The following is a 19,828-nucleotide window of genomic DNA, read 5'->3' as shown; positions in this document are numbered from 1 at the left end:
GACGCTCGTAGAGCTTGCCGGGTCTCATGGGTTGGCGGGGGCGAGGACGAGTGCCCACACCGTCTTCCCGTGCCGCCCCCGGCTCCACACGCCCCACGCCGCGGCCAGGTTCTCCACGAGATGCAGGCCGCGGCCGGTCTCCTCCGACTCCCCCACCGACCGCAGGCGTAGCGTGAGTTGGCCCTCGTCCGAAACCTCGATCAGACAGGAGCCGTCGGCGAGTGCGGTCACGGCGACCTCGAACTCGCGCTCCAGCAGCGGGCCGTGCCGTACGACGTTGGTGGCCAGCTCGGAGACGAGCAGCACCGCGTCCTCCAGCGCCGGGTCCCGCGGCCCGTGCCCCCAGTCGGCCAGGTGGTCCCGGACGCGGTGCCGGGCGAGACCTACCGACGCCGGATGCCGGGGCAGCCGGAAGGCGTTGCGTCTCAGCACGTTTGCTCCTCACCCCGCGCACACCTTCGACACATGGTGCAGCGCGGAGCGGTCCCTTGGCATCACCGGGCGAATGTCAAGGCCGCGAGATCGCGTCAGATCCGGGTGAGACGTCAGTGCTGGGATGGGACGTCAGGGTTCGGGCGAGACGTCAGATCCAGGTGAGGCTCCAGAGCCGGAAGAGGCCGGTGCCGTCCGACAGATACTGACCACCGCCGACGTCCTCGCTGGTGACCACGTACTCCTTGGCCTGCCACAGCGGGATCACCGGGACGTCGCGGGCGACGGCCTCCTGGAGCGAGCGGAAGTCCTTCGTGGCCTCGCTGCGGTCGGCGTACTGCTGGCTGGCCGTGATCAGCCGGTCGACGGCCTTGTCGCTGTAGCCGGTGTTCATGGTGCTCTTGGTGCCCACGAGCGGGCCACCGTAGGTGTCCGGGTCGGGGAAGTCGGCGACCCAGCCGACGGCGTACGAGTCGAGTCTTCCGCTCGCCCAGCGCTTCTGGAAGTCGGTCCACTCGTAGCCCTTGACCGTCACCTTGAACAGTCCGCTCGCCTCCAGCTGCCGCTTGATCTCCGCGGCCTCCTCGGCGGTCGCGGCGCCCCGGCCGGTGGCGTAGCCGTAGGTGAAGCGGACGGGCAGGCTGACGCCGGCGTCGTCGAGCAGGGCGCGTGCCTTGGCGGGGCTCAGGTTGGGATAGCTGTCGAAGAACGAGGTGGTGTGGCCGGTGATGCCCGTCGGGATCAGCGAGAACAGCGGGTCCACGGTCCCCTTGTAGACCGTGGCCGCCAGCCGCTCGCGGTCGATCAGCCAGGCCAGGGCCTGCCGGACCCGGACGTCGTGCAGGGGCGAGCCCGTGCGGGTGTTGAAGTACAGATTGCGGATCTCGGAGCTGTCGGCCTCGGAGACGCGCTGGTCCGGGTCGGCGGAGTTCAGACCGGCGAGGACCTCGGGCGGCAGCGTGCGGGTGGCGACGTCGATCCGCTTCGCCTTCCACGCGCTGTCGAGGGCGTCCGCGTCGGAGTAGTAGCGCAGTTCGACCGGGCGGCCGGTTTCCTTCAGGGCGCCCTTGTAGAGGGAGTTGGGCGCGAGGACGGCCTTGCTGTCCTTCGTATACGCGGTCAGGGTGTACGGGCCGGTGCCGTCGACACCGTTGTCGGTGCGCAGCGCGTCGGCCGGATACTTCTCGCGGTCGACGATGGCGCCCGCCCCGGTGGCCACCTTGAGCGGGAACGTGGCATCGGGCGAAGACAGTTGGAAGGTGACGGTACGGCCGCCGGCGCTCACCGAGCCGAGGGTGTCAAACAGGGAGGACGGGCCGACGTCCGACTTGATCCGCTTGACCCGGTCGAAGGAGTACTTGACGTCCTGCGCGGTCATGGCGCGCCCGCTCGGGAAGGTGAGCCCCTCGCGCAGCTCGCAGCGGTACGTACTCAGGTCGCTGCCGACGAACTCGCAGCTCTGGGCCGCGTCCGGCACGGGTGTGACGCCGCCCGGCTCGAAGGTCAGCAATGACTGGAAGACGTTGTTGAACAGCGCCCACGAGCCGGCGTCATAGGCGCCGGCCGGGTCGAGCGACGTGACGGCGTCCGTCGTGCCGACCGTGATGGTCCTGTTCTCGTCCCGCTGCGACGGCAAAAGCTGCCAGCCGCCCACTCCCACGGCCGCCAGCACGAGCAGCGTCGCGAGAATCCGCATGCGAACCGAACGCATGGGTGTGCCCTCTCCCCGGCCCTCGACGGGCCCCGCATGAGCAGTGAATTGCGCCGCCTCCCCTTGGCGGCGCGCACACCTAATCACACGTGTTTCAGCAGGGGGAAGAGGATTCTGGTGACATGGGAAAGAACTTACCTACGGGCGTTTCGGCCGTGTTTCACAGGTGGTCCGTAGTTCATTCACAGGCAGGGTGCGGCGAGTTGGGCGGGCCTCGCGCCGACCGGGCGGCCCTCGTCAGGCCTGACGGGACGCCAGCTCGATCACCGTGATGTCCGACGGGGCACCCACGCGCGTCGGAGGGCCCCAGGCGCCCGCGCCCCGGCTGACGTACAGCTGGGTGTCGCCGTACCGCTCCAGGCCGGCCAGGGTCGGGTTCGCCAGCTCCGCGACGAGATTGCCCGGCCAGAGCTGGCCGCCGTGGGTGTGACCGGAGAGCTGGAGGTCGACGCCGTGGTCGACGGCGTCGTGGATCTGGATCGGCTGGTGGGCGAGGAGCACGCACGCGCGTGCCGTGTCCCGGTCGCCGAGGGCCTTGGCGAAGTCGGGGCCCTGGCCCTCGCTCTCGCCCGCGACGTCGTTGACGCCGGCCAGGTCGAAGTGGGGCAGTTCGGTGCGGGCGTTCTCCAGGGGGCGCAGGCCCAGGCGGCGTACCTCCTCGACCCACTGCTCGGCGCCCGAGAAGTACTCGTGGTTGCCGGTGACGAAGAACGCGCCATGTCTCGCCCGGAGCCCGGCGAGCGGGGCCGCGGCCGGGCCGAGGTCCTTCACGCTGCCGTCCACCAGGTCGCCGACCACCGCGATCATGTCGGGCTGCGTGCCGTTGATCGTGTCGACGACCTTCTGCGCGAAACCGCGGCCCAGGACCGGGCCCAGGTGGACGTCGCTGACGACGGCGATCCGGTAACCGTGCGCCGCGCGCGGGAGCTTGGCCAGCGGGACGGTGACCCGCTTCACCTTGGGGCCGCGCAGCACGCCGTACGAGCCGTAACCGACGGTCCCCACGGCAGCCGCGGCGGCGGCACCGGCGACGACTCTGGAGACGAAGAGGCGGCGGGTGGGGGTGGCCAGGGGGCGGGAGGGGGCTGCGGGGTCGGGGTCGGGGGCCAGGGCCGGGGCGGGCGCGGACGCTGGGGACGGGTCGGTCGTGAGGGCCGAGGCCGAACCGGCCCTGGTCGCCGCGGTGACGCCCGTCGAGGGCGCCGCGGCCGAGCCTGCCGCAGGGGCCGTCGCCGAGCCGGCCGTGGGCGCCGCGGTGGAGCCCGCCGTGGGCGCCCCGGTCGGGACGGTCGTGGGCGCAGAGTCCCGGAGGGCCGTACGCGTCGGCGCCGGGCCGGACGCGTGGGTGAGGGTCTGGCGGTCGGCTGCCCCCGCGTCGGGTGACGTGGCCGGGGTCACACCCACCGGCACCGGCTCCGGCTCGCCCGCGCGCGCCCGCCGTTCGAGCCACCGTCGCAGCAGTGGTCGTACGACCTCACCCGCCAGCACACCCAGCATCAGGTGCATCGACAGGGCCAGCCACAGGAAGCCCGGCCAGGCCAGGACCTGCTGGAGCCAGAAGGGCGCGCCCGAGCGCTCGGCGACGAGGGCCCCGATCGTCAGCGCCCAGCCACCGGCGATGACCACCACGCCCGCGCGGCGCACGAAGCCGGGGCCGCGGGTCGTGTCGCGGAACAGACGGCGCCACAGCCACCAGTTGCCCGCCACCAGGACGGACAGCACCAGCAGTGCGACAAGCGCGAAGACGATGACCACGCCGACGTTCCCTTTCCGTTGCGTGCTGAGTGAACGCCCGACGCGATGGCCGAGTTCCTATGACGTCCGGCGCAGTGCGCGCACTCCACGCAACCCGATGACTCCGACGACCGTCCCCAATACGAAGGAGACGACGGCGAGCAGCAGATGCACCCAGAAGTACGCCGTGGGGTGACCGTCGTCGAACGCGAGCCCGCTGCTGTCCTTGATCAGGTTTTTGACGAAAGTGACCCAGATGACCCAGCTCCACACCCCGAAGGCGAGCAGGAACCAGGAGACGGGGCGGCTGAGCTTCATGCGTTCAGTATCGCCGTCGCGTGTCCGGCCGTCCGAGCGGGGTGGGGACAGAAGCGGGACTTCCATGGGAACGGCATGTACGTTCTCGCTCGTGTCCGCACCCAAGAAGACCACCGGGCGAGCCCTGCTGGTCACTTCAGCCGTCGTGTCCTCCCTCGCGCTGACCGCGCCCGTCTCCTACGCGGCTCCGAAGCCGTCGCCGAGTACGAGCCCCTCGGCCACTCCCCCGGCGAACATGTCGACCGTGGGCGGCGAGCGGCTGGGGCAGGCCGGCACCCAGGTGAACCTCGCGGGCGGCGTCCCCGTCCTGCCCAAGGACCTGACCGCCCGCTCCTGGGTCGTCGCCGACGCCGAGTCCGGCGATGTGCTCGCCGCGCACAACGCGCACTGGCGGCTGGCGCCCGCGAGCACCATGAAGATGCTGTTCGCCGACACGCTGCTGCCGAAGTTCCCGAAGACCATGGAGCACGAGGTCGTCCCGTCCGACCTGGCGGACGTCGGGTCCGGCTCCAGCATGGTCGGGATAAAGGAGGGCGAGACGTACAGCGTCCACGACCTGTGGCTGGGGGTCTTCCTGCGCTCCGGCAACGACGCCGTGCACGTGCTGTCGAAGATGAACGACGGAATCGACAAGACCGTCAAGGAGATGAACGAGCACGCCGAGGAGCTGCAGGCCCTCGACACGCACGCGGTGTCCCCCGACGGCTACGACGCTCCGGGCCAGGTCTCGTCGGCGTACGACCTGACGCTGATCGCCCGCTCCGGGCTGCAGAAGAAGGACTTCCGGGAGTACTGCTCGACCGTCAGCGCCAAGTTCCCGGGCGAGACGAAGAAGAACAAGAAGGGCAAGTCCGTCCGGGGGACCTTCGAGATCCAGAACACCAACCGGCTGCTCAGCGGCGACTCCGACATCTCCGTCTACCAGGGCATCGCGGGCGTCAAGAACGGCAACACCACGAACGCCGGCTCCACCTTCACGGGCGTCGCCGAGCGCAACGGCAAGGTGCTGCTCGTCACCGTCATGAACCCGGAGAAGAGCGAGCACAACGAGGTCTACAAGGAGACCGCGAGGCTCTTCGACTGGGGCTTCCAGGCGGTCGGCAAGGTGCAGCCGGTGGGTGAGCTGGTGCCGCCGAAGAGCGCGGCGCAGGCCACCGCCCAGCCGGGTGCGAACGACGCCGGAGAGGCCGGCGGTACCGGGGACTCCGAGAAGTCCTCGAAGCCGGCGGTGGGTGCCTCGGCCGCGGACGGCTCGAGCGGCGTCGGCGTCGCGCTCGGGATCACCGGCGGGGCGCTGGTGCTGCTCGCGGCGGGCGCGTTCCTGATCAACCGCCGGTGGCCGCTGCCCGACCTGGTGCGGCGTCGGGGTCGTTCCTGACCTCGGACTTCCCGGGCTCACTTGTGTCGGCCTCACTGGGGTTTTCGGACTCGTCGGCGAGCTCGACCTCCTTGCTCTGCGTCGCCGTCCAGGCGGCGCAGAACACCACCAGCTTCGAGGTGAAGTTGATCCACAGCAGCAGGGCGACGGGCACGCCGAACGCTCCGTACATGCTCTTCGTGGCCACGCCCTGCATATAGCCGCTGAGCAGGAGCTTCAGCAGTTCGAATCCGATCGCGCCGATCAGTGCGGCCACCATCAGCCGGCGGCGCGGCGGTTCGACGCCGGGCAGCAGGGTCAGCACGTACAGCAGCAGCAGGAAGTTGGCGAGTACGGCGACCAGGATCGCGGCGATCTGCAGCAGGATCCCGCCCCAGCCGCCCTCGTCGATGCCCAGCTGCCGGGTGATCCAGCCGACCAGGGCGGAGGCGACCGTGGAGGCCGCGATCGTCACGAGCAAGGCGCCGCCGAAGCCGAGGAGGACGCCCGCGTCCTTCGCCCTGTGCAGGACGGGGTTCTCCTCCTCGTCGGGCAGCTCCCACACCGCGCGCAGGCACTCGCGCGTGGCGGTGACCCAGCCGATGCCGGTGAACAGCAGGGCGGCACCGGCGATGAGGCCGATGGTGCCGGCGTTCTGCACCAGCGCTTCGATGTTGAGCTGGTCGGAGATGCCGGGCACCTGATCGGCGATCTTGTCCTCGAGCTTGTTCTGCTGCTCCGTGCTCAGCGTCGCGGCAGCGATCGCGGCGGCCACGGTGAGCAGCGGGAACAGCGCCACGAAGCTGGTGAACGTCATCGCGGCGGCCAGCCGTGTCCAATGCACCCGGTCCATGCGCTCGTACGACCGCCACGCGTGCGTGGTCATCAGCCGGGTCACCGCGGACCCGACGACGGGGAGCTTCTTCAGCCAGTCCATGATCCGACTCTGCCCTCCCTCCGGAAGACCAATGTGCGAGTGCCCCAAAACCGCAGGACCGTAGCCAGCACCATCCCGATTCCGGCTCCGGAGACCGTGTCCGCGCGCTGGGAGGTGAAGCCGAGCCCGTAGTGGCTCACGGTGAGGCACAGCAGCTGTACGGCCGCTCCGGCGATGTTCACCACGAGGAAGACCGCGTAGGGGCGCAGACCCGTCGGCTGGGTGTGGCGGTAGGTGCCGAGAGCGTTCCCCGCGTACGCGACCGTGCAGGCGGCGACGAAGGAGAGAGCCTTGGCGGTGAGGGGGCCGTGTGCAGCCGGGCCTCGCAGCCAGGTGAAGAGGGCGAGGTCGACGGCGTAGGCGAGCAGGCCGACGGTGGCGAAGCCGAGGAGTTCACGCCGGTCACCCCACACGCGCGCACCCCCCGCCTCGCCCGTCACGCGTCCACACACGCGTGACACCCCCTCGCCCCTGCTCCCGCACACGCGAGCCATCCCCCTCGCCTCCGCCTCCCACGCACGCGAGCCGTCCCCGTCAACTCCGCCCTCCCCCACAGGCGTGCCGCACCCCACCCCCGCCGCGCCAGGCACGCGTGCCCACCACTTCACTTCGGCCCCGCCACGCGCGCGTGCCTACCAATTGGCCACCGCCAACCCGTACATGGCCAGCCACACCATGCCGATGAGGGCGAGCGCCCGGTCGCGCAGGACGACGTCCTCGGGTTCGCCCGCGGTGCCGCGGTCGGCGAAGACGGCGTAGCGCAGGATGGCGAGGATGAAGGCGACCACGGACAGCTGGCGCCAGGGCAGCACGCTCGTGTCCGGGACGCCGCCCTCCTCCAGGGCCCACAAGCAGTAGGCGAGGACGGCGACCCCGGCCGCCAGCTGCCAGACGAAGCGCAGGTAGCCGGTGGTGTACTCGGTGAGCAACGCGCGCGTGGCGCCCGCTTTCCCGGCCATCTGCACGGCCTCGGAGTAGCGCTTGGCCGACACCATGAACAGCGCACCGAACCCGGTCGTGATCAGGAACCAGCGCGACAGCGGGATGCCGAGCGCGAGCCCGCCGATCATCGCCCGCATCAGGAACCCGGTCGTGACGACGGCGAGGTCGACGACCAGGACGTGCTTGAGGCTGACGCAGTACGCCAGTTGCATGCCGATGTACGCCGCGAGCAGGGCCGCGACGACCGGTGAGGTCAGCCAGGCCGCGGCGGCCGGCGTGAGGGCGGCCAGGGCGCCTCCGACGGCGTAGGCGACCGGCACGGGGACCTGACCGGCGGCGACCGGCCGGTGGCGCTTGGTGGGGTGCGCGCGGTCCGCCTCGGCGTCGCGGGCGTCGTTGATCAGGTAGACGGCGGCGGCACTGGCGGTGAAGAGGACGAAGACGAGCGCGAGTTGGGTCAGGGCATGGGCAGAGAAGAGCCGACCGGCGGCCGCCGGAGCGGCGATGACCAGGATGTTCTTGATCCACTGCTTGGGACGCGCGGTCTTGAGCAGGCCTTTCAGCAGCGCGAGAGGGCCGCCTTCGCGGGGCGGTGGCGTGGCTCGTCGCGGGGGCGTGCGCTGCTCGTGGAGCGCTGCCTGTCTGATGCGCGCGGCGCTTGTCAGGTGCGCGGTCTCAGGCACGGGCGCCCCCTGCGCTCATCCACCGCGACCCGGCGCGCGCCGTGAGCGCCCCGAGCGCCACGCCCGCCACCACGTCCGAGGGGTAGTGCACACCGACGACCAGGCGCGACACGCACATCGCGGCGGCGAGCGGCACGATCGTGTGCGCGCCGAGCGCGCCGTAGGCGACGGCGGCAGCCGCCGCGGAGGCCGCGTGGGAGCTGGGGAAGGAGTGCCGGCCGAGGGTGCGCACCAGGGGCTCGACATGCGCCGGGCGCGGGCGGCGCACCACCCTCTTCACACCCATGCTGACGAGGTGCGCACCCGCGGTGAGCGCTGTACCGCGCAACCATGCGCCGCGTCGCCCACCGTCCACGGCGGCCCCCGCGACGCCGGCCGCCAGCCACAGCGCGCCGTGCTCGCCCGCCCGGGAGAGGACACGAGCGGCGGCGGCGACCCGTGGGTCACGGCCGCGGGCATGGAGTGCGGAAAGGATTCGGCGGTCCGCGCCCCGAAGGCTCCGCTGATCGATGTCGTCGAGGTGGTCCATGTGGACTCACTTTTCACGCCCACAGAGCCAGAATTACGGCAATATTGAGCGACATCCCATTAATCACCCATTTCGGGGAGAAGCTGGATGTTTCAGAAGTAATCCCTCAGATACGGGCGCTACGGTCGCCGACATGCCTGCCGACACCGTCTCCGTCACGGGATGGGGCCGCACCGCCCCCACCACAGCCCTTCTGATCCGCCCCAGGACGTACGAGGAGGCGGCGTCCGCCGTCCGGGGCTGCGGGGCTCGCGGAGGCATCCCGAGGGGCCTGGGGCGGGCGTACGGGGACGCGGCGCAGAACGCCGGGGGTGCGGTGTTCGACATGACCGGCCTGGACCGCATCCACGCGATCGACGCCGACGGCGGCACGGTGGCCTGCGACGCGGGTGTCTCCCTGCACCGGCTGATGGAGGTGCTGCTCCCGCTCGGCTGGTTCGTGCCGGTGACGCCGGGCACCCGCTATGTGACGGTCGGCGGCGCCATCGGGGCCGACATCCACGGCAAGAACCACCACGTGTCGGGCGCGTTCTCCCGTCACGTCCTGTCGCTGGAACTCCTCACCGCCGACGGCGAGATCCGTACCGTCCGCCGAGGCACGCCCCTGTTCGACGCGACCACCGGCGGCATGGGCCTGACCGGCGTGATCCTGACGGCCACGCTCCAACTCCAGCCGGTGCAGACCTCGCTGATGTCGGTCGACACGGAACGCGCGCGGGACCTCGACGACCTCATGTCACGCATGGCGGCCACCGACGACCACTACCGCTACTCGGTGGCGTGGATCGACCTGTTGGCACGCGGCGCGGCCACGGGGCGCGCGGTGCTGACCCGCGGCGACCACGCGCCCCTGGAGGCGCTGCGCGCAGGCACACGCGCGTGGACAGAGCCGCTCGCCTTCCGCCCCGCCCGCCTGCCGGCCGCGCCCGCGTTCCTGCCGGAAGGACTGCTGAACCGCCGCACGGTGGGCTGGTTCAACGAGCTGTGGTATCGCAAGGCTCCACGCGCGCGTAACGGCGAACTGCAGCGGCTCTCCGCCTTCTTCCACCCGCTGGACGGCGTCCCGCACTGGAACCGGATCTACGGCCGGGGCGGCTTCGTGCAGTACCAGTTCGTCGTCGGACACGGCCAGGAGGAGACGCTGCGCCGGATCGTGCGGCGCATCTCCGAGCGCCGCTGCCCGTCCTTCCTGGCCGTCCTCAAACGCTTCGGGGAAGCCGGCCCGGGCTGGCTCTCCTTCCCCGCGCCCGGCTGGACCCTGGCCCTGGACATCCCGGCCGGCCTGCCCGGCCTGGCCACCCTCCTCGACACGCTGGACGAGGAGGTGGCCGCGGCGGGCGGGCGCGTGTACCTCGCCAAGGACTCCCGGCTGCGGCCCGAGTTGCTCGCCGCGATGTACCCCCGGCTGGACGCCTTCCGCGCGCTGCGCGCGGAGGCGGACCCGCGCGGGGTGTTCGTCTCGGACCTGGCCCGCCGCCTGGGCCTGTAGCACCGGCCGGCGGACCTCTCGCACCGTCAACCCCTCATCTCTCGACCATCTCTCGACCCTCAGATCCCTAGGAGCTGTCGTGAAGGACGCCTTCGGCCTCCCCCAGTCCCTGCTCGTCCTCGGCGGTACGTCCGAGATCGCGCTGGCCACCGCACGCCGCCTGATCGCGCGCCGTACCCGCACGGTCTGGCTGGCGGGCCGCCCGTCACCCGCCCTGGAGCAGTCCGCGGCCGATCTGCGCGCTCTGGGAGCCGACGTGCACACGGTGGCGTTCGACGCGCTCGACCCCGAATCCCACGAGACGGTGCTCGGCAAGGTCTTCGCGGAGGGCGACATCGACATGGTGCTGCTCGCCTTCGGAATCCTCGGCGACCAGGCCCACGACGAGCGCGAGCCGCTGAGCGCGGTGCGGGTCGCCCAGACCAACTACACGGGCGCCGTGTCGGCGACCCTGGTCACCGCGAGCGCCCTCCAGAACCAGGGGCACGGCTCCCTGGTCGTCCTGTCCTCGGTCGCCGGCGAGCGTGCCCGGCGCGCCAACTTCATCTACGGCTCCAGCAAGGCCGGCCTCGACACCTTCACCCAGGGCCTGGGCGACGCCCTGCACGGCACCGGCGTCCACGTCATGATCGTCCGCCCCGGGTTCGTACGGTCCAAGATGACCGCCGACCTGGAGGAAACCCCGCTCGCGACCACCCCGGAGGCCGTCGCCACGGCCATCGAAGCAGGCCTACGGCGCCGCTCGGAGACGGTGTGGGTCCCGGGCGCACTCAGGCTGGTGATGTCAGCGCTGCGGCACATGCCGCGAGCGATGTTCCGCCGCCTGCCGATCTAGATCCCGCTGCACAGGCGCCACATCAACGCCGCAACGCCCCGCGCGACGAACTCGTCGCCATGGTGCCGCCCCCCTGTGGCGCGGGCACGGGGTGTCGCATCAACGCCGCGCCCCGACAACCCGTCAGGGGCGCGGGACGCTGCGCGCCCAGCCACAACGCACCCCCAGCCGGCCCACGACCGATCCCGGCACCACCAGCGAAGCCAAGAATGAGCTGCCGCATCAACGCCGCGCCCCGACACCCCCAGGGGCGCGGGGAACTGCGCGATCATCCACCACGAACCCGCAGCCGACCAACGACCGCCCCCGACCCACCAGCGGAGCTACCCCGCCGGGATCGACCCACGTTCCACCGAGCCCGCCTGCGGCGGCACCACCGAGCCGCCGAAGGCGAAGTCCCTCAGCCTGCGCCACACGCCGTCGGCGCCCTGCTCGTAGAGGGCGAAGCCGTTGCATGACCACGCGGCCTGGTAGTCGGCCAGCTCCTCGAAGGCGCGGTCCATCGAGGCCTCGTCGATGCCGTGCGCGACGGTGACATGCGGGTGGTACGGGAACTGCAGTTCGCGGGCGACCGGCCCGGAGGCGTGGCGGACCTGCTTCTGCAGCCAGGTGCAGGCCGCGGCGCCCTCGACGACCTGGACGAAGACGACCGGCGAGAGGGGCCGGAAGGTGCCGGTGCCGGACAGCCTCATCGGGAAGGGGCGGCCGGCGGCCGCGACCTCGACGAGATGCACCTCGATCGCGGGCAGCAGCGAGGCGTCGACCTCTGTCGGCGGCAGCAGCGTGACGTGCGTGGGGATGCCGTGAGCCGCGGCGTCGCCGAAGCCCGCGCGCCGCTCCTGGAGCAGGCTGCCGTGAGGCTCCGGGACCGCGATCGACACGCCGATCGTTACGGTCCCCACGTCGTCTCCTGTCGTCTGTCGGTGAGCTCGCATCGCGAGGCTCGTCCTGTTGTGAGCTCGTGCCCTGTTGGTGAGCGTGAGCGGCCGCCGATGCGGCCACCCGGCTATCGACTGTACGGCCACGGCAGTGCTGCGGGCAGGCGCAACCGTAGTGATGTGCAGCGCTGTGCGGTGGTACGGCCGTATTCCGGCCGCCTGCCGTGGTGCGGGCTCAGTGCTTGGCGGGCAGGAAGCCCACCTTGTCGTACGCCTGGGAGAGCGTCTCCGCGGCGACGGCACGCGCCTTCTCCGCGCCCTTGGCCAGGATCGAGTCCAGCGTCTCCGGGTCGTCCAGGTACTGCTGGGTGCGCTCCCGGAACGGCGTCACGAACTCGACCATGACCTCGGCTAGGTCCGTCTTGAGCGCACCGTAGCCCTTGCCGTCGTACTTCTGCTCCAGTTCCGCGATTCCCGTCCCGGTGAGGGTCGAGTAGATCGTGAGCAGGTTGCTGACGCCCGGCTTGTTCGCGACGTCGTAGCGGATGACGGTGTCGGTGTCGGTGACCGCGCTCTTGACCTTCTTGGCGGTGGCCTTGGGCTCGTCGAGCAGGTTGATGAGGCCCTTCGGCGTGGACGCCGACTTGCTCATCTTGATCGACGGGTCCTGAAGGTCGTAGATCTTCGCCGTCTCCTTGAGGATGTACGGCTTCGGGACGGTGAAGGTCTGGCCGAAGCGGCCGTTGAAGCGCTCTGCGAGGTCGCGGGTGAGCTCGATGTGCTGGCGCTGGTCCTCACCGACCGGGACCTCGTTGGCCTGGTACAGCAGGATGTCCGCGACCTGCAGGATCGGGTACGTGAACAGGCCGACCGACGCCCGGTCCGCGCCCTGCTTGGCGGACTTGTCCTTGAACTGGGTCATGCGGGAGGCCTCGCCGAAGCCGGTGAGGCAGTTCATGACCCAGGCGAGCTGGGCGTGCTCGGGGACGTGGCTCTGGACGAAGAGCGTGCAGCGCTCGGGGTCGAGGCCGGCGGCGAGGAGCTGAGCGGCGGCGAGCCGGGTGTTGGCGCGCAGGTCCGCGGGGTCCTGCGGGAGCGTGATCGCGTGCAGGTCGACGACCATGTAGAACGCGTCGTGGGTCTCCTGCAGGGCCACCCACTGGCGGACGGCGCCGAGGTAGTTGCCGAGGTGGAACGAGCCTGCGGTGGGCTGGATTCCGGAGAGCACGCGGGGTCGATCAGAGGCCATGCTCACCATTCTCTCAGGTGTCGGGGGCCGATCCGGAACGGCACGGGAACAGATCCGACACGGGTGGGAACCGATCCGGTCCGGGCGGTGTACCAAGAATGTGAGAACGCGGGAGGGGGGCCGCATCGTCGATGAGGCCGCGGTGATCGCACGCGTACGCGCCGGAGAGCCGGAGGCGTATGCGCAGCTGGTGCGGGCCCATACGGGCATCGCGCTCAGGGCGGCCGCCGCGCTGGGGGCGGGTGCGGACGCGGAGGACGTGGTGCAGCAGGCCTTCGTCAAGGCGTACTGCTCGCTGGGACGGTTCAAGGACGGCTCGGCGTTCAAGCCGTGGCTTCTCGCGATCGTGGCCAATGAGACGAGGAACACAGTGCGCACGGCGGCCCGACAGCGCTCGCTCGCCGGGCGCGAGGCGGCGTTCGTGGAGGCGGAGCCCCTGATACCGGAGTCGGCGGACCCGGCGGTGGCCGCGCTGGAGATAGAGCGTCGTGCCGCGCTGCAGTCCGCCCTGGAGAAGCTGAGCGAGGAGCATCGCCTGGTCGTGACCTACCGCTATCTCCTGGAGATGGACGAGTCCGAGACGGCCCAGGCGCTGGGCTGGCCCAGGGGCACGGTGAAATCCCGGCTGAACCGCGCGCTGCGGAAGCTGGGGCGGTTGCTGCCCGATTTTCAGCCTCGGGAAGGGGGTGATGAGCATGAGTGACGGACGCAAGCCCTACCGGGGCGACGGTCAGGGGGCCTACGAGGGTGAGGGCGACGGACGGCGTGCGTACGGGCGTGACGGCGCCGGTCGGCGCGGTGGAGGATCCGGCAGCACGGGCGCCGGTGATCGCGGCCGGCGCGACGCCGCCGCAGGGCTGCCCGAGGAGCTGCGGGCCCTCGGGCGTTCGCTGGACACGCCGGGCGCGGCGGACGGCGCCGAGACGATGGTCGAGCGGGTGCTGGGGCAGATACTCGCCGAGCGGGTACCGGTTCCGGTGGCCGAGCCACCGGGCGCCACCGAGCGGCTGCGGGCGCTGCGGCGCTGGACGCGGGTGCGGTGGCGTTCGCTGACCGCGGCGCTGTGCGGCCTGCTGGCGGTGCTCGTGCTCACGCCCCCGGTGCGGGCTGCGGTGTTCGACTGGTTCGACTTCGCCGGGGTGGAGGTGAGGTACGACCCGTCGGCGGTCCCCACGCCCGGAGCCGAGGTCCCCGGCTGCGGCCGATCGGTGTCGCTCGCCGAAGCGGAGCGCCGGGCCGGGTTCGAGCCACCGGTGCCGGAGGAACTGGGCATGCCGGACGCGGTCGCGGTGACGGGTGAGCCGCAGGGACGGATCGTGGTGAGCCTGTGCTGGCGCGAGGACGGGCGCACGATACGGCTGGACGAGCGGCGGGCGAGCCTGGACGCCGGCTTCGCCAAGACGGTGCGCGAGTCGCCGGAATGGATCTCCCTGGGCACCGACACCTCGACCAGCGGCACGACCGACCCGGCCCTGTGGTTCGCCCGACCGCACCTGCTGAACTTCTGGCTCGTCGACGCGAGCGGCCGGCGCTATGCCCAAGAGGAGCGCACGGCCGGGCCGACCTTGCTGTGGACCCACAAGGCCGGGGGCGAGATCGTGACCCTGCGGCTGGAGGGCGTGGCGTCGAAGGACCGAGCGGTGGAGATCGCACGGTCGCTCGAGAGGCCGGCCGAGGTGTCCTCGAACTAGGCACCAACCCTTGGCCGGACCAACCACGGTCGGGACCAACCACGGTCGGGACCAACCCGTGGCCGGGGCCAACCCATGGCCGGAGCCAACCCTTGGCCGGACCAACCACGGTCGGGACCAACCACGGTCGGGACCAACCCGTGGCCGGGGCCAACCCATGGCCGGGACGAGTCCATGATCGGGACCAGACCCCTGATCGGGACGACCCCTTGAAGGAGCCGGTCCGGAAATAGTGGACCTGGGGTGGGAACCCCGGCGGGTCGGGCGGTGTACCAGAAGTGACATGCGGCTCGGGGACGGGCCACACGGGGATCGCTCGACTTGGGGGTTCGGATGTGGGGACATGAGATCGGCCGCTTCGAAGGCCGGTTGCCGGGGCGGGAGGCCGGCCGCTCGGGAGCTCGGCCGCCTGGGGGCGGGGGCGGCTGGAGGAGCAGGTGTCGTGAACTCACGGCCATGACCGGGGCGTTGGGTGCCACGATCGCCCTACTGCTGTGGGGTGCGGCTCCCGCCTCGGCCGGAGGATCGACAAGCGTCTTCCTGGCCTCACCGGAGAGCCAGGAAACGGCTTCGCTGTACTACTCGGACGAGGAGTACGGCGAGCTGGACCGGTTGCTCGGCCCGGGGGCCAGGGGCACGCGGGACAAGCCGCCCGAGGCCGACCTGATGGCGTCCCACCAGATCAGCGTCACATGGATGGCCCATGACGTGACGCCGTGGCGCCTCGACCGGGTCTATGAGATGGACGACGGACGGAACGTCTGGATACACACCGCTGTGGGCCGCAACCAGCCGACGAACGGCACCTGGCATCGCGCCGAGCAGCCGGCCCAGCTGCGCACCCTGTTCAAAGACCTGGGCCTGATGAGCAAGACCTCGGCCGGGGGGAGCGCGGCAGCCGTCCCACCGGCGTCGGAGGCCCCCGGAGACGGCGAGGGCGCGCAGGACGCGTCCGGCATTGCGACCGACATCACGGACACGGCGACCGAGGCGCCGCTGGCCCAATCAACCGGTTCGGGTGATGGCACCGACTGGTGGTGGGCAATGGCGGGCGCGGCAGCCGGAGCGGTGCTTGCGCTGGTACTGCGGCCCTTTGCCACTCGGCTGCCTCTGAAGCGCTTGCGCGGTGAACCGGGGCCCAGGCAGGAGCTGCGCGACGTGTGATGACGGCCTGAGAAGCGAACAACGTACCGGGCGGGACTGGAGGTCATGCCGGCAAGGACCGACACGGTCAGCGGGCGAACTGGTGGGGCTGATGAGACACGAGGGGGAGCAGTGGGGGCACATGGCGGAAGGCGGAGAGGGCGGAAAGGGTGGAGAGCAGCGTGGAGAGCAGCTGGGTATGAACGGGCATGGCTCGCGCTGCTCGTCCCGGTGTCGGCTGCTCTGGTCCTGTGCGGAGCAGCGACGACCGCCGCGGCGGTGCCGGCGCAGGGGCGGGACGTCCCCGATGTGGCGGTGGTCGTCGGGGGTGGCACGGGACGGACGACGACCCTGCGCTCCGGCGAATCGGCTTTCGCCCGCCTCTGGCAGCTGATGCAGCCGACATACGTCGGGACGGAGCGGGTGTCCGAGGCGTGGGCCGAGGGGCGGCATCCGTCGATGCGCATCACGGTGATCTGGGGACTGACCGGGGTCGATGGCTGGCCTCGCACGAACCGGCCACCGGACGGAGACGTGGCCATCCAGCGGCAGGACCAGCTGTTCGTGGCCGGGGACGGCACGCCCTGGGTGCGCTCGGATCTCGCTCCCGACGTGGAGGACGACGACATCCGCTGGCACCGGGCGCCCCGCTCCGTCTTCGAGCGGCTGGACCTGGCAGGGCTCCTCGGCGAGACGGAGGACCGGCTCGTCGAGGCCTCCGACGCCGGGGAGCGGCCCGGCCTGGCGAAGGGTGATGCCGGGTGGGCGGTGGCCGGGCTGGCCCTCGGGTTCGCGACCGGAGTGGGCGGCACGCTGCTGATACGCCGCGCGGCGGCCCGGCCGGGAGCCGGACCGCCGCGGGAGGAGCCACGCCATGAGTTGATCGACCTGGATCTCTGAGAACGCCAGGAAGATGCCCCAGAGGCGTCAGCCCAGGTCGACCTCCGGGTACAGCGGGAAGCCCGCCACGAGGTCGGTGGCGCGGTGGGAGATCTCGTCGGCGACCTTCGGGTCCAGGATGTGCTGCGCCTTTGAGGGAGCGCCCTTGCTGGTGGTGCCGGGCTCGGTGGTGGTGAGGACGCGGTCGATGAGGGCGGCGACCTCGTCCATCTCCGCGGTGCCCAGGCCACGGGTGGTGAGCGCGGGGGTGCCGATGCGGATGCCGGAGGTGTACCAGGCGCCGTTGGGGTCGGCCGGGATGGCGTTGCGGTTGGTGACGATGCCGGACTCGAGGAGCGCGGCCTCGGCCTGGCGGCCGGTGAGGCCGTAGGAGGACGCGACGTCGATCAGGTTGAGGTGGTTGTCGGTGCCGCCGGTCACGAGGGTCGCGCCGCGGCGCATCAGGCCTTCGGCCAGCGCCCGGGAGTTGTCCACGATGCGCTGGGCGTAGTCGCGGAAGGACTCCTGGCGGGCCTCGGCCAGGGCGACGGCCTTGGCGGCCATGACATGCGGGAGCGGGCCGCCGAGAACCATCGGGCAGCCGCGGTCGACCTGGTCCTTGAGTGAGTCGTCGCACAGGACCATGCCGCCGCGCGGGCCGCGCAGCGACTTGTGGGTGGTGGTGGTGACGATCTGGGCGTGCGGGATCGGGTCGAAGTCGCCGGTGAGGACCTTGCCGGCGACGAGACCCGCGAAGTGGGCCATGTCGACCATGAGCGTGGCGCCGACCTCGTCGGCGATTTCGCGCATGATCCGGAAGTTCACGAGACGGGGGTAGGCGGAGTAGCCGGCGACGATGATCAGCGGCTTGAACTCGCGGGCGGAGGCACGCAGGGCCTCGTAGTCGATCAGGCCCGTGGCGGGGTCGGTGCCGTAGGAGCGCTGGTTGAACATCTTGCCGGAGATGTTCGGGCGGAAGCCGTGGGTGAGGTGGCCGCCGGCGTCCAGGGACATGCCGAGCATGCGCTGGTTGCCGAAGGCCTGGCGGAGCTCGGCCCAGTCGGCCTCGGTGAGGTCGTTGACCTGGCGGACACCGGCCTTCTCCAGGGCGGGGGCCTCGACGCGGGCGGCGAGGACGGCCCAGAAGGCGACGAGGTTGGCGTCGATGCCGGAGTGGGGCTGGACGTAGGCGTGGCGGGCGCCGAAGAGCTCGCGGGCGTGCTCGGCGGCGAGGGACTCGACGGTGTCGACGTTGCGGCAGCCGGCGTAGAAGCGGCGGCCGACTGTGCCCTCGGCGTACTTGTCGCTGAACCAGTTGCCCATCGCCAGGAGGGTGGCCGGGGAGGCGTAGTTCTCGGAGGCGATCAGCTTGAGCATCTCGCGCTGGTCGGCGACCTCCTGGCCGATGGCGTCGGCCACGCGCGGCTCAACGGCGCGGATCACGTCGAGGGCGGAGCGGAAGGCGGTGGACTCGGTGGAAAGGGGCTCGGCTGGCATGGGGACCTCCGGACGTCGTGTGCAGCGTTCACGGTTCGGCCCAGGCGCACGGCACTCGGTACTGGACGACGAGGTCCAGTGGGCCGCTCCCCGATGGTCGGTCCCATCCCAGCGCGCCAGTCACGGCCCGTCGATCAGCCTACCGGGCGCGCCGACGCGGCATGGTCCCGCGTCCGCCATGCGAGCAACGATAGGAAGGGGCCGCAAAGCACTCGAACGGCCAGAAATGGACAGTGGCCACGAGCCTCGTGACTGGCGGAGCGCGAGCCCTCGTGGCGGCGGAAACGGAGAGCCCCGTGAGTACGTCGAGCACCACCGAATCCCTGATCGCCGCGGTCGACGCGCACAGCGCCCACAACTACCACCCGCTGCCGGTCGTGGTGGCGACGGCGGACGGGGCGTGGATGACGGATGTGGAGGGGCGGCGGTATCTGGATCTGCTGGCCGGGTATTCGGCGCTCAACTTCGGGCACGGCAACCGGCGGATCCTGGACGCTGCGAAGGCGCAGCTGGAGCGGGTGACGCTGACGTCGCGGGCGTTTCATCACGACCGGTTCGCCGCGTTCTGCGAGCAGCTCGCCGAGCTGTGCGGGATGGAGATGGTGCTGCCGATGAACACCGGGGCGGAGGCGGTGGAGACGGCGGTGAAGACCGCCCGGAAGTGGGGTTACCGGGTCAAGGGGGTGCCGGCGGAGATGGCGAAGGTCGTCGTCGCGGGCAACAACTTCCACGGCCGTACGACGACGATCATCAGCTTCTCCACCGACCCGGAGGCGCGGGCGGACTTCGGGCCGTACACGCCGGGCTTCGAGATCGTGCCGTACGGGGATCTGACGGCGATGCGGGAGGCGTTGACGGAGAACACGGTGGCGGTGTTGCTGGAGCCGATCCAGGGCGAGGCGGGGGTGCTCGTGCCGCCGGCCGGCTATCTGCCGGCGGTGCGGGAGCTGACGCGGGAGCGGAACGTGCTGTTCATGGCGGACGAGATCCAGTCGGGGCTGGGGCGCACGGGGCGGACGTTCGCGTGCGAGCACGAGGGGGTGGTGCCGGATGTGTATGTGCTCGGGAAGGCGCTCGGGGGCGGGGTCGTGCCGGTGTCGGCGGTGGTGTCGTCGGCCGATGTGCTCGGCGTTTTCCGGCCCGGGGAGCACGGGTCGACGTTCGGCGGGAATCCGCTGGCCTGTGCGGTGGCGCTGGAGGTGATCGCGATGCTGCGGACGGGCGAGTTCCAGGAGCGGGCGACGCAGCTCGGCGCGCATCTGCTCCGGGAGCTGGGCCTGTTGGCCGGGACGGGGCGGGTGACGGCGGTGCGGGGACGCGGGCTGTGGGCGGGGGTCGACATCGCCCGGATGTACGGCACGGGGCGGGAGGTGTCGGAGAAGCTGATGGAACGGGGTGTGCTGGTGAAGGACACCCATGGCGCGACGATCCGCATCGCGCCGCCGCTGGTGATCGGGAAGGAGGATCTGGACTGGGGGCTCGGCCAGTTGCGGGGTGTGCTCGGGATGTGAACCGGCGTCGGCG

20 protein-coding genes and 1 riboswitch are annotated in these 19,828 nt (G+C 71.2%); of the genes, 8 read left to right on the top strand and 12 right to left on the bottom strand.

Annotated features, from left to right (window positions below; genetic code table 11):
- Positions 1-24: 24 nt before the first annotated feature.
- From AB5J55_RS26295 to AB5J55_RS26280, 4 genes are all read right to left on the bottom strand, one after another.
- Positions 25-432, bottom strand: a complete 408-nt coding sequence (locus AB5J55_RS26295) for an ATP-binding protein (RefSeq protein ID WP_369272996.1) — start codon at positions 430-432, stop codon at positions 25-27.
- A gap of 151 nt (positions 433-583) precedes the next feature.
- The gene (locus AB5J55_RS26290) at positions 584-2,143 is read right to left on the bottom strand and encodes an ABC transporter substrate-binding protein (protein WP_369272995.1); all 1,560 of its coding nucleotides are present in this window, start codon (positions 2,141-2,143) and stop codon (positions 584-586) included.
- Between the two features lie 237 nt (positions 2,144-2,380).
- Positions 2,381-3,898, bottom strand: coding sequence for a metallophosphoesterase (locus tag AB5J55_RS26285; protein WP_369272994.1), 1,518 nt, complete (start codon positions 3,896-3,898; stop codon positions 2,381-2,383).
- 57 nt (positions 3,899-3,955) lie between these two features.
- On the bottom strand, positions 3,956-4,195 hold the full coding sequence (locus tag AB5J55_RS26280; RefSeq protein WP_062702372.1) for an SCO4848 family membrane protein: 240 nt from the start codon (positions 4,193-4,195) through the stop codon (positions 3,956-3,958).
- 91 nt (positions 4,196-4,286) lie between these two features.
- Here AB5J55_RS26280 and AB5J55_RS26275 point away from each other — a divergent pair, with 91 nt between their 5' ends.
- Positions 4,287-5,573: a D-alanyl-D-alanine carboxypeptidase family protein gene (locus AB5J55_RS26275; protein WP_369272993.1), complete on the top strand. Its 1,287-nt coding sequence runs from the start codon at positions 4,287-4,289 to the stop codon at positions 5,571-5,573.
- On the opposite strand, the gene AB5J55_RS26270 is transcribed toward AB5J55_RS26275, so the two are convergent.
- From AB5J55_RS26270 to AB5J55_RS26255, 4 genes are all read right to left on the bottom strand, one after another.
- Positions 5,521-6,489, bottom strand: a complete 969-nt coding sequence (locus AB5J55_RS26270) for a YihY/virulence factor BrkB family protein (RefSeq protein ID WP_369272992.1) — start codon at positions 6,487-6,489, stop codon at positions 5,521-5,523. The two genes, AB5J55_RS26275 and AB5J55_RS26270, sit on opposite strands and share 53 nt — an antisense overlap.
- The gene (locus tag AB5J55_RS26265) at positions 6,477-6,902 is read right to left on the bottom strand and encodes a GtrA family protein (protein ID WP_369276300.1); all 426 of its coding nucleotides are present in this window, start codon (positions 6,900-6,902) and stop codon (positions 6,477-6,479) included. Before AB5J55_RS26265 ends, AB5J55_RS26270 begins: the two co-directional genes overlap by 13 nt.
- Before the next feature lie 219 nt (positions 6,903-7,121).
- A complete protein-coding gene (locus AB5J55_RS26260; protein WP_369272991.1) occupies positions 7,122-8,114 on the bottom strand; it encodes a decaprenyl-phosphate phosphoribosyltransferase in 993 nt (330 codons plus the stop codon).
- Positions 8,107-8,643 (bottom strand): phosphatase PAP2 family protein, encoded by a 537-nt coding sequence (locus tag AB5J55_RS26255; protein WP_369272990.1) that lies wholly within the window; start codon positions 8,641-8,643, stop codon positions 8,107-8,109. Before AB5J55_RS26255 ends, AB5J55_RS26260 begins: the two co-directional genes overlap by 8 nt.
- Positions 8,644-8,776: 133 nt before the next feature.
- Between AB5J55_RS26255 and AB5J55_RS26250 the strand changes: the two genes are divergently transcribed.
- Entirely contained in the window at positions 8,777-10,132 is a 1,356-nt protein-coding gene (locus AB5J55_RS26250; RefSeq protein ID WP_369272989.1) for an FAD-binding protein, read from the top strand.
- A gap of 79 nt (positions 10,133-10,211) precedes the next feature.
- A complete protein-coding gene (locus AB5J55_RS26245; protein ID WP_369272988.1) occupies positions 10,212-10,967 on the top strand; it encodes a decaprenylphospho-beta-D-erythro-pentofuranosid-2-ulose 2-reductase in 756 nt (251 codons plus the stop codon).
- A gap of 323 nt (positions 10,968-11,290) precedes the next feature.
- On the opposite strand, the gene AB5J55_RS26240 is transcribed toward AB5J55_RS26245, so the two are convergent.
- Positions 11,291-11,869 (bottom strand): 2'-5' RNA ligase family protein, encoded by a 579-nt coding sequence (locus AB5J55_RS26240; protein ID WP_369272987.1) that lies wholly within the window; start codon positions 11,867-11,869, stop codon positions 11,291-11,293.
- Between the two features lie 211 nt (positions 11,870-12,080).
- A complete protein-coding gene (trpS, locus tag AB5J55_RS26235) occupies positions 12,081-13,094 on the bottom strand; it encodes a tryptophan--tRNA ligase (RefSeq protein WP_369272986.1) in 1,014 nt (337 codons plus the stop codon).
- A gap of 142 nt (positions 13,095-13,236) precedes the next feature.
- Between trpS and AB5J55_RS26230 the strand changes: the two genes are divergently transcribed.
- The 3 genes from AB5J55_RS26230 to AB5J55_RS26220 all read left to right on the top strand — a co-directional run bounded on the left by AB5J55_RS26230 (position 13,237) and on the right by AB5J55_RS26220 (position 15,949).
- The gene (locus AB5J55_RS26230) at positions 13,237-13,797 is read left to right on the top strand and encodes an RNA polymerase sigma factor (protein ID WP_369272985.1); all 561 of its coding nucleotides are present in this window, start codon (positions 13,237-13,239) and stop codon (positions 13,795-13,797) included.
- Entirely contained in the window at positions 13,784-14,785 is a 1,002-nt protein-coding gene (locus AB5J55_RS26225) for a hypothetical protein (protein WP_369272984.1), read from the top strand. Before AB5J55_RS26230 ends, AB5J55_RS26225 begins: the two co-directional genes overlap by 14 nt.
- 456 nt (positions 14,786-15,241) lie before the next feature.
- A complete protein-coding gene (locus AB5J55_RS26220) occupies positions 15,242-15,949 on the top strand; it encodes a hypothetical protein (RefSeq protein ID WP_369272983.1) in 708 nt (235 codons plus the stop codon).
- Positions 15,950-16,016: 67 nt separating this feature from the next.
- Here AB5J55_RS26220 and AB5J55_RS26215 read toward each other — a convergent pair whose 3' ends face one another.
- Positions 16,017-16,139 (bottom strand): hypothetical protein, encoded by a 123-nt coding sequence (locus tag AB5J55_RS26215; protein ID WP_369272982.1) that lies wholly within the window; start codon positions 16,137-16,139, stop codon positions 16,017-16,019.
- 32 nt (positions 16,140-16,171) lie between these two features.
- Between AB5J55_RS26215 and AB5J55_RS26210 the strand changes: the two genes are divergently transcribed.
- A complete protein-coding gene (locus AB5J55_RS26210) occupies positions 16,172-16,828 on the top strand; it encodes a hypothetical protein (protein ID WP_369276299.1) in 657 nt (218 codons plus the stop codon).
- 27 nt (positions 16,829-16,855) lie between these two features.
- Here AB5J55_RS26210 and AB5J55_RS26205 read toward each other — a convergent pair whose 3' ends face one another.
- A complete protein-coding gene (locus AB5J55_RS26205) occupies positions 16,856-18,304 on the bottom strand; it encodes a glycine hydroxymethyltransferase (RefSeq protein WP_369272981.1) in 1,449 nt (482 codons plus the stop codon).
- A gap of 31 nt (positions 18,305-18,335) precedes the next feature.
- A riboswitch (ZMP/ZTP riboswitch) is annotated at positions 18,336-18,438 on the bottom strand.
- Positions 18,439-18,600: 162 nt separating this feature from the next.
- Between AB5J55_RS26205 and rocD the strand changes: the two genes are divergently transcribed.
- Positions 18,601-19,815, top strand: a complete 1,215-nt coding sequence (gene rocD / locus AB5J55_RS26200) for an ornithine--oxo-acid transaminase (RefSeq protein ID WP_369272980.1) — start codon at positions 18,601-18,603, stop codon at positions 19,813-19,815.
- Positions 19,816-19,828 lie beyond the last annotated feature (13 nt).

The organism is Streptomyces sp. R11, from assembly GCF_041051905.1.
Classification (GTDB): domain Bacteria; phylum Actinomycetota; class Actinomycetes; order Streptomycetales; family Streptomycetaceae; genus Streptomyces.
The sequence above is the reverse complement of the archived record's forward strand: the minus strand, read 5'-3'. Positions and strand labels throughout refer to the sequence as shown.

What these genes read in the sequence shown, in the direction of transcription:
- AB5J55_RS26290 (WP_369272995.1), bottom strand. Translation starts at nt 2,143, where the DNA reads ATGCGTTCGGTTCGCATGCGGATTCTCGCGACGCTGCTCGTGCTGGCG.
- AB5J55_RS26280 (WP_062702372.1), bottom strand. Translation starts at nt 4,195, where the DNA reads ATGAAGCTCAGCCGCCCCGTCTCCTGGTTCCTGCTCGCCTTCGGGGTG.
- AB5J55_RS26270 (WP_369272992.1), bottom strand. Translation starts at nt 6,489, where the DNA reads ATGGACTGGCTGAAGAAGCTCCCCGTCGTCGGGTCCGCGGTGACCCGG.
- AB5J55_RS26255 (WP_369272990.1), bottom strand. Translation starts at nt 8,643, where the DNA reads ATGGACCACCTCGACGACATCGATCAGCGGAGCCTTCGGGGCGCGGAC.
- AB5J55_RS26250 (WP_369272989.1), top strand. Translation starts at nt 8,777, where the DNA reads ATGCCTGCCGACACCGTCTCCGTCACGGGATGGGGCCGCACCGCCCCC.
- trpS (WP_369272986.1), bottom strand. Translation starts at nt 13,094, where the DNA reads ATGGCCTCTGATCGACCCCGCGTGCTCTCCGGAATCCAGCCCACCGCA.
- AB5J55_RS26225 (WP_369272984.1), top strand. Translation starts at nt 13,784, where the DNA reads ATGAGCATGAGTGACGGACGCAAGCCCTACCGGGGCGACGGTCAGGGG.
- AB5J55_RS26220 (WP_369272983.1), top strand. Translation starts at nt 15,242, where the DNA reads ATGACCGGGGCGTTGGGTGCCACGATCGCCCTACTGCTGTGGGGTGCG.
- AB5J55_RS26215 (WP_369272982.1), bottom strand. Translation starts at nt 16,139, where the DNA reads ATGCCCGTTCATACCCAGCTGCTCTCCACGCTGCTCTCCACCCTTTCC.
- AB5J55_RS26205 (WP_369272981.1), bottom strand. Translation starts at nt 18,304, where the DNA reads ATGCCAGCCGAGCCCCTTTCCACCGAGTCCACCGCCTTCCGCTCCGCC.